The sequence below is a fragment of the Pedobacter sp. MR22-3 genome (genome assembly GCF_026240075.1).
Lineage (GTDB): Bacteria > Bacteroidota > Bacteroidia > Sphingobacteriales > Sphingobacteriaceae > Pedobacter.
In genome coordinates this window covers 483,971-497,040 of record NZ_JAPIVF010000004.1, presented here as the reverse complement: position 1 = coordinate 497,040, position 13,070 = coordinate 483,971, and the positions used below count along the sequence as shown (strand labels likewise).

The 13,070-nt window shown below is 37.5% G+C and carries 14 protein-coding genes; 4 read left to right on the top strand and 10 right to left on the bottom strand.

What is annotated here, in order from left to right:
• Positions 1 to 66: 66 nt before the first annotated feature.
• On the bottom strand, positions 67 to 813 hold the full coding sequence (locus tag OQ267_RS11905; RefSeq protein WP_265836096.1) for a TrmH family RNA methyltransferase: 747 nt from the start codon (positions 811 to 813) through the stop codon (positions 67 to 69).
• On the opposite strand from OQ267_RS11905, the gene OQ267_RS11900 reads away from it, so the two are divergent.
• Complete coding sequence (locus OQ267_RS11900) at positions 804 to 3,218, top strand: BamA/TamA family outer membrane protein (RefSeq protein ID WP_265836095.1); 2,415 nt, start codon at positions 804 to 806, stop codon at positions 3,216 to 3,218. The genes OQ267_RS11905 and OQ267_RS11900 overlap by 10 nt on opposite strands.
• Here the strand turns inward: OQ267_RS11900 and OQ267_RS11895 are convergent, their stop codons facing one another.
• Positions 3,219 to 3,794 carry a 2'-5' RNA ligase family protein gene (locus OQ267_RS11895; RefSeq protein WP_265836094.1) on the bottom strand — a complete coding sequence of 192 codons (576 nt, stop codon included), beginning with the start codon at positions 3,792 to 3,794 and terminating at the stop codon, positions 3,219 to 3,221.
• A gap of 209 nt (positions 3,795 to 4,003) precedes the next feature.
• Between OQ267_RS11895 and OQ267_RS11890 the strand changes: the two genes are divergently transcribed.
• A complete protein-coding gene (locus OQ267_RS11890; protein WP_265836093.1) occupies positions 4,004 to 4,957 on the top strand; it encodes a DUF3829 domain-containing protein in 954 nt (317 codons plus the stop codon).
• A gap of 142 nt (positions 4,958 to 5,099) precedes the next feature.
• Here OQ267_RS11890 and dnaJ read toward each other — a convergent pair whose 3' ends face one another.
• The 5 genes from dnaJ to OQ267_RS11865 form a co-directional block, all read right to left on the bottom strand.
• A complete protein-coding gene (gene dnaJ, locus OQ267_RS11885) occupies positions 5,100 to 6,266 on the bottom strand; it encodes a molecular chaperone DnaJ (protein ID WP_265818673.1) in 1,167 nt (388 codons plus the stop codon).
• Between the two features lie 93 nt (positions 6,267 to 6,359).
• Positions 6,360 to 6,941, bottom strand: a complete 582-nt coding sequence (locus tag OQ267_RS11880) for a nucleotide exchange factor GrpE (RefSeq protein WP_088302048.1) — start codon at positions 6,939 to 6,941, stop codon at positions 6,360 to 6,362.
• Between the two features lie 201 nt (positions 6,942 to 7,142).
• Entirely contained in the window at positions 7,143 to 7,835 is a 693-nt protein-coding gene (locus OQ267_RS11875; RefSeq protein ID WP_088302049.1) for a cell division ATP-binding protein FtsE, read from the bottom strand.
• A gap of 1 nt (position 7,836) precedes the next feature.
• Positions 7,837 to 8,040, bottom strand: coding sequence for a fructose-6-phosphate aldolase (locus OQ267_RS11870; RefSeq protein ID WP_088302050.1), 204 nt, complete (start codon positions 8,038 to 8,040; stop codon positions 7,837 to 7,839).
• An 85-nt stretch (positions 8,041 to 8,125) separates the two neighbouring features.
• Entirely contained in the window at positions 8,126 to 9,142 is a 1,017-nt protein-coding gene (locus OQ267_RS11865) for an acyl-CoA reductase (protein WP_265836092.1), read from the bottom strand.
• Between the two features lie 78 nt (positions 9,143 to 9,220).
• Between OQ267_RS11865 and OQ267_RS11860 the strand changes: the two genes are divergently transcribed.
• Complete coding sequence (locus OQ267_RS11860) at positions 9,221 to 9,571, top strand: 4Fe-4S dicluster domain-containing protein (protein WP_088302052.1); 351 nt, start codon at positions 9,221 to 9,223, stop codon at positions 9,569 to 9,571.
• Positions 9,572 to 9,622: 51 nt separating this feature from the next.
• Here the strand turns inward: OQ267_RS11860 and OQ267_RS11855 are convergent, their stop codons facing one another.
• The 3 genes from OQ267_RS11855 to OQ267_RS11845 all read right to left on the bottom strand — a co-directional run bounded on the left by OQ267_RS11855 (position 9,623) and on the right by OQ267_RS11845 (position 12,026).
• The gene (locus OQ267_RS11855; RefSeq protein ID WP_265836091.1) at positions 9,623 to 10,165 is read right to left on the bottom strand and encodes an adenylate kinase; all 543 of its coding nucleotides are present in this window, start codon (positions 10,163 to 10,165) and stop codon (positions 9,623 to 9,625) included.
• Between the two features lie 138 nt (positions 10,166 to 10,303).
• Positions 10,304 to 11,557: a serine hydrolase domain-containing protein gene (locus OQ267_RS11850; protein WP_265836090.1), complete on the bottom strand. Its 1,254-nt coding sequence runs from the start codon at positions 11,555 to 11,557 to the stop codon at positions 10,304 to 10,306.
• A gap of 10 nt (positions 11,558 to 11,567) precedes the next feature.
• Entirely contained in the window at positions 11,568 to 12,026 is a 459-nt protein-coding gene (locus tag OQ267_RS11845) for a universal stress protein (RefSeq protein ID WP_088302055.1), read from the bottom strand.
• 107 nt (positions 12,027 to 12,133) lie between these two features.
• On the opposite strand from OQ267_RS11845, the gene OQ267_RS11840 reads away from it, so the two are divergent.
• A complete protein-coding gene (locus tag OQ267_RS11840) occupies positions 12,134 to 12,919 on the top strand; it encodes a C40 family peptidase (protein ID WP_265836089.1) in 786 nt (261 codons plus the stop codon).
• Positions 12,920 to 13,070 lie beyond the last annotated feature (151 nt).

Here is a 13,070-nt window from a genome sequence, read left to right as displayed (position 1 = left end):
AAATTCAAGGTTGCAAAAATAGCAATTATTACTAAGTCCGCAAATAATATCGCAATAAATATATATTTAATTTTTAACCCTCACGATTTCAGTGCAAAAAATAGCCGCGCTTACGGCAACATTCAATGATTCTGCCGCCCCAATCCGGGGGATAGTTACAGGATAGTTGATTTTTTTGATCACATCAGCTGAAATTCCTTTCCCTTCATTGCCGAGTACCACCAATCCTTCCTGGCCCCAATTGATTTTGTAAATGGAATTTCCCTCCAGCAGGGCACCAAAAACCGGAATATCAGTATTCGCCAGTAAAACGGGCAGGTCTTCATAAAATAAGTTAACGCGAGCCAGGGAGCCCATGGTGGCTTGTACCGTTTTAGGATTATAAGCCTCAACTGTATCTATTGAGCAAATGATATTTTCAAAACCAAACCAATCTGCCGTTCGGATAATGGTACCCATATTTCCAGGGTCCTGAATGCCATCCAGTACCAGTGTGAATTTATTTTTAAGGTCTTTTTGAGTGGCTGTTTTAGTTTCGGGTATTTTAACTAAGGCTAAAAAACCTTGCGGGGTTTGTAAAGTACTAATCTTGCTTAATTCAGCGTTGTTTACTTCAAATAAGTTTATATTTGCAGGTAATTTGGGTAAATGTTGATATTGCTCACCAATGTAGTAAATGGTGTCAATCCGGTAATCTGATGATATAAATTCTTTGATCGATTTTATGCCCTCAACCAGGAACAGCCCATTTTCTTTACGATACTTTTTTTGATGTAATGATTTAATAAAACTAATCTGTGATTTTGAAAGCATATCAATCCTCTATATATTCTAAACTGAAAAGTCCTGCAATATTACTATTATTTATTGTTTTAATACAGGCCTGTTCCTCCACAAAATACATTGCCGATGATCAGTCAATTGTTAAAAAGGTAACCATTGATAGTGTGGATAAAAGATTTGAAGAGCAGGCATACAATTATGTACAGAAGGATATCAGGCCGCTTTCTGCCTTTAGCATCAATGTACCGCTGTATAATCTTTTTAACACGAAGGACGGACGTTATAAAACCAATAATATAAAACCATTTGGTACACCGCCAGCCATTTTAGATAGCACGCTGGTTGAAATTTCCAGAAATCAGATTGAAAAGTTTTTAGCAGGTAAAGGTTATTTTTCAGCAAAGGTTACCGCAGATGTAGCGGTGAAAAATAAAAAGGCTGAAATCAGATTTAAGGCCAGCCAGGGGAAACCCTCCTATATTGATAAAATATCAGACTCAATATTTACTCCGAGTGTAAAAAGTGTTTACCATAGCACCAAGCCTACTTTTTCACGTTTGCACGAAGGCATGCAATATGATGTTGATTCACTTACCTATGAGCGTGAGCAGATTTATCGGGTAATGAAAGAAAACGGCTATTTTTATTTCCTTCGTCCATATGTAAATTTTGATGTGATCGAAACAGAAAAACCTGAAAAAGTTGATTTAAGATTAAACATTACCGATCCGCCTAAAGGACCTCATAAACAGTATAACATCGATTATACGCATATGATTATTGCACCCAGTCCGGATGGCTTTCCCGATTCTGTAAGAAGTAAATTGAGTAAAGATACTGTTGGGGGTATTATTTTTACTGATTTTTCTAAAAGATACAGAAGAAATCCAATTGTAAGATATGATTTTCTGAAAAAGGGTGATATGTTTGATATCCGGAATGAAAACTTAACTTATGATCGTCTTTATGAATTGAACATTTTTAAAAATGTAAAAATCGATTATTATAACCGCGACAGCACATCCAATAAAATTATTCCGATTATATTACTCACACCACAAAAGGTAATGAGTAATCGGGTAGAAGGGGAGGTGCCCTTTAATGGCGGTACAGTGGGCTTTAACCTCAGTAATACCTACACTAATAATAACCTGTTCAGGGGGGCTGAACGTTTCGAACTACAGGTTAAAGGTGGCTTGCAATCACGTATAGGAAATGGCTCGAAGCCTTTTAAAGATATTTATCAGCGCGATTTTTCAGTAAGTGCCAGTATTTCTGTACCCAGGTTAATCATTCCTTTCTATAATCCTGAACTGGGCGGGAACGGAATGCCACATACGACTTTTTCGTCAAGTTATATCTATGCCCTGCAAAAGGACATTTCTGTCAGAAATATATTTATTAATTCCGTAACTTATGACTGGTTCGAAACCAAATCAAAGCTTCATTCTTTTACGCCATTGAATTTTGAATACCGGTTTGGAAATATTGAGCCGGGTGTAGATTCTGTTACTTTAAATAACAATATTTATTACGCTGCATTACTGAACCGGAAAGATTTTACGCTGGGAATGAAATACGTTTACACTTTAAACAACGACAAGCTAAATCAATACCGCACGTTTGTTTATTTAAGAGGGGGAATTGATATTGCAGGTAATTTACTACAGGCCATAACCAGTATTACAGGCGCAGAACGTGACCCCAACAGGAGCAATACAGCCAAAATTTTTGGTTTGCCCTTTAATCAATATGTCAGACCTGAAGTTGATTTGAGATGGTACAAGCACCTGGGCGGAGAAAAACAATTTATTGCCAGGTTAAATGCAGGGGTCGGATATGCTTACGGTAATGCCATCAATTATGGAATTCCGTTTGAAAAGCTGTTTTTTGCCGGAGGATCAAGCGGGATCAGGGCATGGCAGGCCAGAACTTTAGGGCCCGGTAATTACAATCGTGAAGTCATTTCCACTCCGGAAGCACGTAAAGCTTTTTTTGGTCTGGATCAATTGGGAGAGATGAAAATTGAAACCAATTTTGAGTATCGCTGTACCCTGGTGAGGAATTTTTTGGGAGCCAAACTAAAAGGAGCCGCTTTTGTTGATGCAGGTAACGTTTGGAACCTGAATAATTCAAGCTTTATATTTAATGTTGATGAGGCAGAGCGGGAAAAGACCTTGTTTAAATTAAGCAAATTAGCTCAACAGGTAGCCATTGGAACAGGTATTGGTTTCAGGTACGATGTGCAGTATTTTGTTTTTCGTTTTGATGTTGGCATAAAGCTAAAAGATCCTCAGTTTTCAGGTAACGATCAATGGGTAATTGGTAAGTTATTTTCAGGAACAAAAGAATTTAAGGATAGTTATAATGCTACCCACTCGCCAGATACTTATCGTTTTGTTCAATATAATTTTGGAATCGGAATGCCGTTCTAATTAACTGAAAAGATCAAAGTTGTTTGGATTATCTTTGGGGTTTTTAAACAGAAATTCTCTGTATGGCTGCCATCTTTTATTTATATGCTTATAAACGGAAAATCCGGTTACTAAAAATTCTCTTTTAAACTTCCGGTCTTTAAATGTTTTAACGATCTCTTCAAAAACAGCAGGCTTTACATCTTTGAAGGCCAATGTTAAATGTGGCGTAAATTTAAAGTTATCCTTTTCCATCAATAACTTTAAAGGTTTTAAAGCAGCTTTAATCTGCGCCTGAAGAAACATAATGCCTTCATTTTGTGCTACATCCAGATAGAAGGTGTGTGTTGGGAATGAACTGAAATTATAGAGCACCTGAATAAAAGCATCCTGAAAGATCGTAGAAGACAGCGCATTGAAAAAACGGTCTTCCATCTGCGAAGACGTAATTTTCACCGGGTTATAAAGTGTAATGTGTGCAGGGCGCTTCAGGGATTCATAAACCTTAAATGCTGAAGAAATATAAGTTCTGATTTCATCGATATCTTCCACAATTGAAGGAGGCGGAACCAGACAAACTAAGTATAAATTTTCCATATATTAAGGATCAGTCTTTAAATCAAACGATTCATTTTCTACTGGTAGAACAGTGGTTAATTGTTTAAAGTTTTTAATGCCGGCCGGAGTTTAATTTCATATTCAGAAATCATCTATCTTCCGGTCAAACAACTTAAGGTTGTAATTGTTTAAGCTTTCACCTGAGGGCAAGCTTTCAATTCATATCAGATAAATTAATAACTAAAAAAATGAAATTAACAATTAAACTATTAGTGGTGGCAGTTGCCATTTCATTTGCAGCCTGCAAAAGTGGAGATAAAAAGAAGGAAGATGGAACAAAAACGGAATATGCTGATGCCGACAATGATGATGCCAATCAAATTGTAGAGTATAATAATGTTTTGGTTGGTTTAACCGATAAAAACAATGAATACTTAAAAAGACTTGATGAGAATTTGCAGAAGATAGCAAAAGGGCTAAACAATCCCAATGATCGGTTTGCCTTTATCGGTATTGTTTCACCTTATTCTTCATCTGCTTTTAGCCATTCAAAACTTAAACCAGAAACACCACCATCTGCTTTAAGCAGTGACGACCAGAAATACTTTAAAGAAAATGTGGCTGGTTTGAATGAAACATTTACAAAAATAAAGGATACTTATAAATCTTTAGATGATTATCTAAAGGCTGAAGATTGGAAGGACGACAAAAGTGTTAAAGGTAAAAAGCTGATTGATTCTATTTATTCGATGAGTAAAGCTTACTATCAATATGACGAGAATGTTTTGGCCAAACTTGAAGCAATTGGAGATGATGCAGAAAGGACTATTTTAAAAACACATCCTTTAAAAGAATATATTTTTGCGATGAAAGATGATAGAAAGGCTGTAGGGGAGTTTAATAAGCTGCTAATTGGTTCTAAGAATTTTAAGGCGGATGAGTCTAAAATAAAATCAGCTTATGAGGCGCTGGATGCACAAAATAAAAAACATACCGAAATGGATGCCCCTGATGCTACAAAATTCCCAAGTAAAGACGGATCTTTTAAGCGCTTTAATGAAAGTTTCAAAGATTACCTGATCGAGGCAAAAAAAACAATCAGAGATGCTTCTGCTTCAGGAAAATTAACTGAAAGCGATATGGAAGATTTAGTGCGGAAGCATGAATATATGCGTACTACTTATAACTACTTTGTAGGTTAGTTGGTAGAATAAAGTTGTATTGCCAGCTGAAAAGCTGCGTTGCAATGAAGATTTTTTTAATTTCAGTGCTAGAATTTTAACACAACAAAAAACCCGGTAGCTTTGCCATCGGGTTTTTTGTTATATTCTTTTAGAAAAGGAATTACTCAAAATATTCTTTCATTCTTTCGAAGAAGCTTTTATCATTTTTACCTGGCTGAGGCTTAAAGTTGGGTGATTCACGTAGTTTTTCTAAAACATTGCGCTCTTCGCTGCTTAGTGCTTTTGGTGTCCAGATATTAATGTGAATGATTTCATCGCCTCTGTGGTATGAATTCACTTCAGGTAAGCCTTTACCTTTAAGGCGCAATAACTTGCCACTTTGCGTGCCCGGCTCGATTTTTATTTTAGCCTTTCCGTCAATCGTTGGCACTTCTATGCTTAAACCTAATGCCGCATCAACAAAACTTAAATGAAGGTCATAAACAATGTTATTTCCTTCACGCTTTAGGGTTTCATGTGGGGTTTCTTCAATTAAAATAATTAAATCCCCAGGGATACCACCATTTGGAGCCGCATTTCCTTTTCCACTCATGCTTAACTGCATGCCTTCGCTTACACCGGCAGGAATGTTTATGGTAATGGTTTCTTCTCCGCGCACTACACCGTCGCCGTGGCAAACATTACATTTAGCGGTTATCTGCTGTCCGCTACCATTACAGGTAGGGCAGGTAGATGCTGTTTGCATCTGACCTAGAATGGTATTTGTTACACGTCTCACCTGTCCGCTACCACCACAGGTACCACAAGTACTTACAGAAGATTGGTCTTTAGCACCAGTGCCATCGCAGGTTTTACAAACAACCAGTTTGTTTACCTTTATCTTCTTTTCTGCGCCATGCGCAATTTCTTCCAGCGTTAATTTAACTTTAATGCGAAGATTAGAACCTTTGGCTACTCTGCGGCCACCACGTTGCTGACCACCGCCTCCTCCACCGCCAAAAAAGCTTTCAAAAGGATTATGTCCGCCAAAAATATCTCCAAAATTACTGAAGATATCATCCATGTTCATATTACCACCGCCATAGCCGCCTGATGCACTGCTGCCTACTCCGGCATGACCGAACTGATCATAACGTTGTTTTTTTTCAGGACTGCTTAAAACTTCGTAAGCTTCTGCTGCCTCCTTAAATTTATCTTCTGCGGCTTTATCACCAGGGTTTTTATCCGGGTGATATTTAATGGCCATTTTCCGATAGGCTTTCTTTATCTCATCAGCTGCGGCACTTTTGCTAACGCCTAATACATCGTAATAATCTCTTTTACTCATCTTCTTTTTAAAATGATTGAATTATTGAAGGATTGAATTAGAGAATGTATAAACCATTCAATCACTCGATCATTCTGGCATTCAATAATTAATTTATGCTCCTACCACCACTTTAGCAAAGCGGATCACATTATCATTTAAGGTATAGCCTTTTTCCACTTCATCAATTACTTTTCCTTTCAAATCCTCGCTAGGAGCAGGGATATTTGTAATGGCCTCATGAAAATCGGTATTAAAAGGCTCATTGATGCTTGATACATCTTTTAAGCCTTTTTGTGCAAGTGTATTTTTTAATTTGGTGCTAACCAATAAAATGCCCTCTTTAACGGGGGCTACGTCAGCTGCAGTTTCCATCGCTTTTAAGGCGCGGTCGAAATCATCCAGAACGGGTAATAGCGATACGATTACATCTTTTCCTGCCGTTTGCAATAACTCTACACGCTCTTTTTGGGTACGGCGTTTATAGTTATCAAATTCGGCATATAATCTTAAATATTTATCATTAAGCTGTTGAACTTCAGCTTGTAATTTTTCTTCTGCCGATAATTCAGGAGCTTGTTCGGTATCATTTACCGTTGCATCAGTTGGTTCTGCATTTTCTACAGGGTTTTCTGATGTATTTTCAGGATTTACTATATTTTCGTCTTTATCGTTATTTTTCTTCTTATTAAACATAATATACAGGCTGAATTTTTTGTGTTAGTGTCAACTATTTTGCCATTAACGTAAATCAGCCAAGCTGGCAGATTTATTTGGAATAATCTGAACAGATTGACAGCAGACATAAGTTTCCAGACTTCTGATTTACGATTTTGGCAGAATGAATTAGGGTTACTGATTTACGGTTTTGATAAGATTCCTATCTAAAATCTAGTTCTACAAATCTAAAATTCCCTGCGCACCTTCCAATACTACGCCATTTTCGCATTTAATAATGCGGGAAGGAAAGGTACGAATGATGTGATAATCGTGTGTTGCCATTAAAACAGCTGTTCCGGCCTGACTGATTTGTTTTAAAAGGGTTACAATTTCTGCTGATGTTTCAGGATCTAGATTTCCTGTTGGCTCATCAGCGAGGATAATTTCAGGATCATTTAACAGCGCCCTGGCAATTACAATCCGCTGTTGCTCACCACCTGAAATTTCGTGTGGCATTTTCCTGATTTTTGAACGTAAGCCCACTTTATCCAGCACATCTTTAATCCGTTCACTAATTAGTTTGGCATCATTCCATCCGGTAGCTTTTAGAACAAACTCGAGGTTTTTTTCAATTGTCCTATCTGTAAGCAGTTGAAAATCCTGAAAAACTACACCCAGTTTGCGGCGTAAAAACGGCACCTGGCTTTCCTTTAAATTTTTCAGATCAAAACCTGCAATATTTCCTTCACCATTACCAATGTGTAAATCGCCATATAATATTTTCAGTAAGCTACTTTTGCCTGAACCGGTCTGGCCGATTAAAAAAATGAATTCATCTTTTTCGATATGTAAATTTACGTTAGAAAGTACTAAGTGTTTCTGTTGAAAAACATCAACATTGCTCAAGTGAATTACTGCGTTTCCTGCCATTTTATATTTCTAATTTAGCAATCTGCCCGAAAGGCAAATCTTTGATCATTTCCATAATGTAATCTTGTTTCTCAGCCAAACCGAGTTTTTCCAGCGATTTATCTGGCCGGTCTACCCTGAAATAAGCCAAAAGTGTAAACTTATCATCCCTTAACTGTACGTAATCCGGGATTTTGGCGATGCCTTTTACTTTAACGATATACATGGTGTCCAAAAATAGCTAATTAAGCTGAAAGCTGAAAGGCAAAAGACGAAGCTGCCCTGGTTCAAAGCAAACCTGTTTAAAATATTTAAGCCAGGCGATTTAAAAATTCAACTGTGTTAACATTATCAGCATAATCCCAGAGCTTAGGGTGCTGGCTTTCTCCGAAGTTAAATTTAGGGCATTTTAAATCAGCCTTTGAAATGATGCATTGAATGTTGTCAGATTGCACACTCAATTCAGCTTCAACCTCGGTAAGACTTTTATATTCCTGGTAAAATAAAACCGCCAGCGGAGAGGTTAGCTGCTCATCTTCTTTTAGTAATAAAAAGCCGTTATCAAAATGTTTGGCCATATTCACCAGGTAAATCGACTTATTGTAATCGTAGTTATTCTGATATTTGAAGTGATTGATGATGTTTTGATAACGCTCAATGCCTTCATAAAAACGCGCAATATCATAACCTTTGGGATAGTAAAGTTTAGAAACGTTTCTGCAACCCAAACCAAAATAATCAAAAATATCGGCACCCAGATTATCAATGTCTTCAGGGCTTTCAGTTCCATCAAGCACAGCTACACTATTTCTGTTTTTTCTGATGATGTTGGGCACTTTACTGAAATAGTAATCGAAGTATCGGGATGAATTGTTACTACCGGTCGCAATTACGGCATCAAAATCCTTCAGCCTTTCCACATACTCAATTTTGTCATTAAATGCAGGTTCAATCCTGATCAGCGCTGTAATCACCATTTTGATCAGTTTGTCATCTGATGAAGATAATTTGATTAAGGCTATATTTCCCGTGGCCAGTACACATAACACATCATGAAAACCAACCATAGGAATATTCCCGGCGAGGATTAAACCTATTTTTTTTGATGATGAAGTAAACTGAACAGATTTAAACCATTGATTTATATCCGCATCATTTAACATTTCAGAAAATGATAGAATTGCTTTTTCTATATTCTCTCCAGTAAACCAGGCATTGCTGTTTTGGACCTGAGAAATGGCATCTCCTAAAAAGTCAGTAGGATGTGCAAGTTTTTTGCCTAGTGTTTTAAATGCAATAATTGCTTTTTCCTGAGTTAATGCTGACATATTTAGAATTATTATTAATTGATTATATCTTATATTTGCAGCGCAAAGGTAACCTAAGCAAAAGAATTAGACGAAGACATGGCAATTAAAATAACAGATGAGTGTATAAATTGTGGGGCTTGTGAACCGGAATGCCCTAATAACGCAATTTACGATGCCGGTACTGCATGGCGATTTTCAGACGGTACAAATTTGGAAGGAATCATTGATTTTGGTAATCAGCAGATCGAGGCTGATTCTGCTCAGGAAGCAGTTTCTGATGAAGTTTATTACATTGTATCGGATAAATGTACAGAATGTAAAGGATTTCATGATGAACCTCAATGCGCAGCGGTTTGTCCGGTAGATTGTTGCGTGGATGATGAAGATATCCGCGAAACAGAAGATGAATTATTAGCGAAAAAAGCCTGGTTACATCAGGAAGGATAAGCTCTGAAAGATATCACAATTGAAGGCGCTAATTTTTAGCGCCTTTTTATTTTAAAGATATTTCATAATTCGCTCCAATCTTTCTTCTACACTAAAATCACCCCTGATTTCCAGTACTTCCCTGTTTAAGGATTTTATCCAGTCTTCGTGTACTTTTAAAGACCGGCCGGTAAAGCCTGATTCATTCGGGTCAATATCATATTGAGCTGCCCATTCTATAAATTCCCGGTATCTTATGTTTCGATCTGGATCATCGTAAATGGCCGTTCCATACCGCTCCAGCTCTCTTTCTTTGAGTCTTTTTAATCTTATTTCAGGCGGAATCCAGAGGAATACAATCAAATCAAATTCAGGAAATACATCATCACCCCAGCTTACACTTGATCCACCAAAAATCCAGTGTTCATGTGTTGTTAAAGCTGTTCTGATCAATTGGTTTCTTTCCTCAGGATTGCGTTTTAAGGCGAATGGTATTTCAGATGGAAGCCAGAAATACTGGTCACTATCAAAGTAGGGAATGTGTAATTTCTTTGCGAGTGCATGGCCAAGCGTGGTAACACCCGAAGCAGAAGCCCCGAATAAATGAATTTTCATTTTGTTTGATTGAAGAACTCATCTCAAACATCGCATTTATTCGGGACATTTCAAATTGGTAAAACTAATTTTCACGCAAAGGAATAAGACATTGCTAAAGATTCGATACGATCACTTTTGGTTTAAGGATTATACCATTTATTTAGCATCCTGATAAATTATTGCTTTAAATTGGTTAGGCAGTTGCCCGTGAGATAATGGTGATTGCTGAACATAGATCTGTGCCGTCATTTTCTTTTGAGGGTCTACCCAGTAGGTTGAACCAAAAAATCCTCCCCAGCCATAAGAACCTGCTGTTTGACCTAATTTTTTACTTCCTTTATCTGAGACAACTTCAAAGCCTAAGCCAAAATAATTGGCTCCAAACGGAATCTTACCCATTTGATTTTGGGTCATTAAGGCTACGCTGTTTTTTGATAGCATTCTTTTGCCTTTGTATTCACCACCATTTAAAAGCATTTGTAAAAAGATTCCATAATCTTTAGCGGTAGATACTAAGCCCGCACCACCTGCAAAATAGCCATTTTCATTAATGGGGTAATTGATCGTTGATCCGTTAACTGCACCATCCTTCCAGGGTATAACGGCTTTAGTTTTTGGATCTTCGGTATAAACGGATGATAATCTTGACTGTTTATTTTTAGGTAAAGCGAAATAGGTGTCGTTCATGCCTAGCGGAATGAAAATTCTTTCTCTGAAAAATTGATCAAGGTTTAATCCTGATGTTACTTCAACCAACCTACCCAAAACATCCATGCCCAAACTATATTGCCATTTTTGGCCTGGCTCAAAAGAAAGGGGAAGTTTACCTAATTTATCAATATCGGTTTCCAACAGTTTTTTATGGTTTACAAATCCTGCTGATATATCTGCCTTAGCATAAATGGCCTGCATTTCTGGTGAGCCGATTTGTGCATAGCCAAGTCCGGAGGTGTGGGTAAGCAATTCGCGGATGGTGATTTCTCCTTTTGCAGGTTTGGTGGTGTAAGTGGTATCCTTTGGATTGAATTTATCTAAAATCTGCGGATTTTTAAAAGTTGGAAGATATTTAGAAATGGGATCATCCAGTGAAAATTTGCCTTCTTCCAGCAGCATCATTACCGCAACGCTGGTAATTGCTTTTGTTTGTGAAGCAATTCTTAAAATATCATCGGTTTTAAATGGCCTGCCTATCTGATTGCCAAAAGCTTTGCTGTAAACTGTTTTTCCATCTACGGAGATGTTAGCAGTAATGCCTTTTATCCAGCCGCTATCCAGGTATTGTTTAAAGAGCTGGTCGATCTGATGGATTTTTTTTTCAGAAACAGAAAAGGATGTGTTATTGGTTTGCGCCTGTGTAAACTGGCAGGTGAATAATACAAAAAGAAGCGGAAGATAAAGGAGCTTTTTCATTGATTCTTAATTATTCAGCAGTTAAATCCCATTTATTCGGAATAATCAACACCGGACAGGCAGATTTTCTGGCCACATGCTCTGCCACACTGCCCATTAAAAAGTGATATAAACCTGTTCTGCCATAAGTTCCGATAACGATCAGGTCTGATCCCCATTCATCCGATTGTTGAATAATGCCATGGGCAGCAGTATCTATCACACTTAGATAGGTTGTTTGGATACCATTGCCATATTTATTTTCAATCTCCTTAAGTAGGATGTGGCTATTCTCTTCACTGTTGTCGTAAGTTTCCAAAAATACCGGCGCCAGCGTTAAGTCGGGATTTACATTTGCAGGAACGGGTTCTATAATATTAACCAACGCCACTTCAGCCTGAAATTTTTCAGCCATATCATAACCAGTTTTAGCCGCTTTTTCTGAACAGGTGCTGTTGTCCACAGCAATTAATATTTTTTTAAAATTCATATCGGAAAGATTAAATATCATCATAAAAATAACAAATTTAGAGGCGAAATGTTAGACAATTGATTAATTTATTAGTTTTACAGATATCTTTTACCGATCAGAATCAGATGGAAAATCAATATGGAATTTGCAGGGTTGCCGTAGCACCTTTAAGAGCTGAACCTTCAGATCGAGCAGAAATTGTTTCGCAGCTTTTGTTTGGTGATCATGTAGAAATTCTTCAAAAAGATGAGCGCTGGTGGCTGATTCAAAATGGTTTTGACGGTTATCAGGGCTGGCTGGATTTCAGGCAGTTAACGTCCATTACTCAGGATCAGTTTGTCGAAATGCAGCAATGCAAATGGCTGGCTCCATTAAGTTTTGATAATGTATTAACAGCCATGGACGGAAGTTTGTATCACCTAAGCCCTGCGAGTAATCTGCCTTATCTGCAAGATGGCTTTTGCTTTGCCGGAAAGGAAAAATACCAGTTGAAATTTGAAGCACATAATGTCCATAATGTAGATTTTAAGAAAGATGTTGAATCAACTGCGAAGTTTTTCCAAAACATTCCATACTTATGGGGCGGGCGGCATTTATTTGGCATGGATTGCTCTGGCTTTGTGCAAACGGTTTTTAAAATGTTGAATATCAAATTAAACAGAGATGCTGCCCAGCAGGCAGAGCAAGGTGAACTGGTTGGTTTTTTAGCAGAATGCAGGGCCGGCGATGTGGCTTTTTTTGATAATGCAGAAGGAAAGATTACACACGTTGGGATTATGTTGAGCCCGAATGAAATCATCCATTCCTCTGCCAAAGTAAAAATTGATCCGATAGATGACCAGGGAATTTTTAATCGGGAATTAGGTATATACAGCCACAAATTAAGGATTATTAAACGATTTGTGGAATAGCTTTCTGCGTCTGAAATTTAAATTATGGAGCCTAAGGTTAGAAAAATGGCAATGGTTATGCATAAATTTAACATGTATGAGCATGATCAGGCCGCTGATGATTTAATTATTGGCATTCTAAATCTCCTTTAGAAAGGATTTCGGCCATGAC

What these genes read in the sequence shown, in the direction of transcription:
- OQ267_RS11905 (WP_265836096.1), bottom strand. Translation starts at nt 813, where the DNA reads ATGCTTTCAAAATCACAGATTAGTTTTATTAAATCATTACATCAAAAA.
- OQ267_RS11895 (WP_265836094.1), bottom strand. Translation starts at nt 3,794, where the DNA reads ATGGAAAATTTATACTTAGTTTGTCTGGTTCCGCCTCCTTCAATTGTG.
- OQ267_RS11890 (WP_265836093.1), top strand. Translation starts at nt 4,004, where the DNA reads ATGAAATTAACAATTAAACTATTAGTGGTGGCAGTTGCCATTTCATTT.
- dnaJ (WP_265818673.1), bottom strand. Translation starts at nt 6,266, where the DNA reads ATGAGTAAAAGAGATTATTACGATGTATTAGGCGTTAGCAAAAGTGCC.
- OQ267_RS11880 (WP_088302048.1), bottom strand. Translation starts at nt 6,941, where the DNA reads ATGTTTAATAAGAAGAAAAATAACGATAAAGACGAAAATATAGTAAAT.
- OQ267_RS11875 (WP_088302049.1), bottom strand. Translation starts at nt 7,835, where the DNA reads ATGGCAGGAAACGCAGTAATTCACTTGAGCAATGTTGATGTTTTTCAA.
- OQ267_RS11870 (WP_088302050.1), bottom strand. Translation starts at nt 8,040, where the DNA reads ATGTATATCGTTAAAGTAAAAGGCATCGCCAAAATCCCGGATTACGTA.
- OQ267_RS11865 (WP_265836092.1), bottom strand. Translation starts at nt 9,142, where the DNA reads ATGTCAGCATTAACTCAGGAAAAAGCAATTATTGCATTTAAAACACTA.
- OQ267_RS11860 (WP_088302052.1), top strand. Translation starts at nt 9,221, where the DNA reads ATGGCAATTAAAATAACAGATGAGTGTATAAATTGTGGGGCTTGTGAA.
- OQ267_RS11855 (WP_265836091.1), bottom strand. Translation starts at nt 10,165, where the DNA reads ATGAAAATTCATTTATTCGGGGCTTCTGCTTCGGGTGTTACCACGCTT.
- OQ267_RS11850 (WP_265836090.1), bottom strand. Translation starts at nt 11,557, where the DNA reads ATGAAAAAGCTCCTTTATCTTCCGCTTCTTTTTGTATTATTCACCTGC.
- OQ267_RS11845 (WP_088302055.1), bottom strand. Translation starts at nt 12,026, where the DNA reads ATGAATTTTAAAAAAATATTAATTGCTGTGGACAACAGCACCTGTTCA.
- OQ267_RS11840 (WP_265836089.1), top strand. Translation starts at nt 12,134, where the DNA reads ATGGAAAATCAATATGGAATTTGCAGGGTTGCCGTAGCACCTTTAAGA.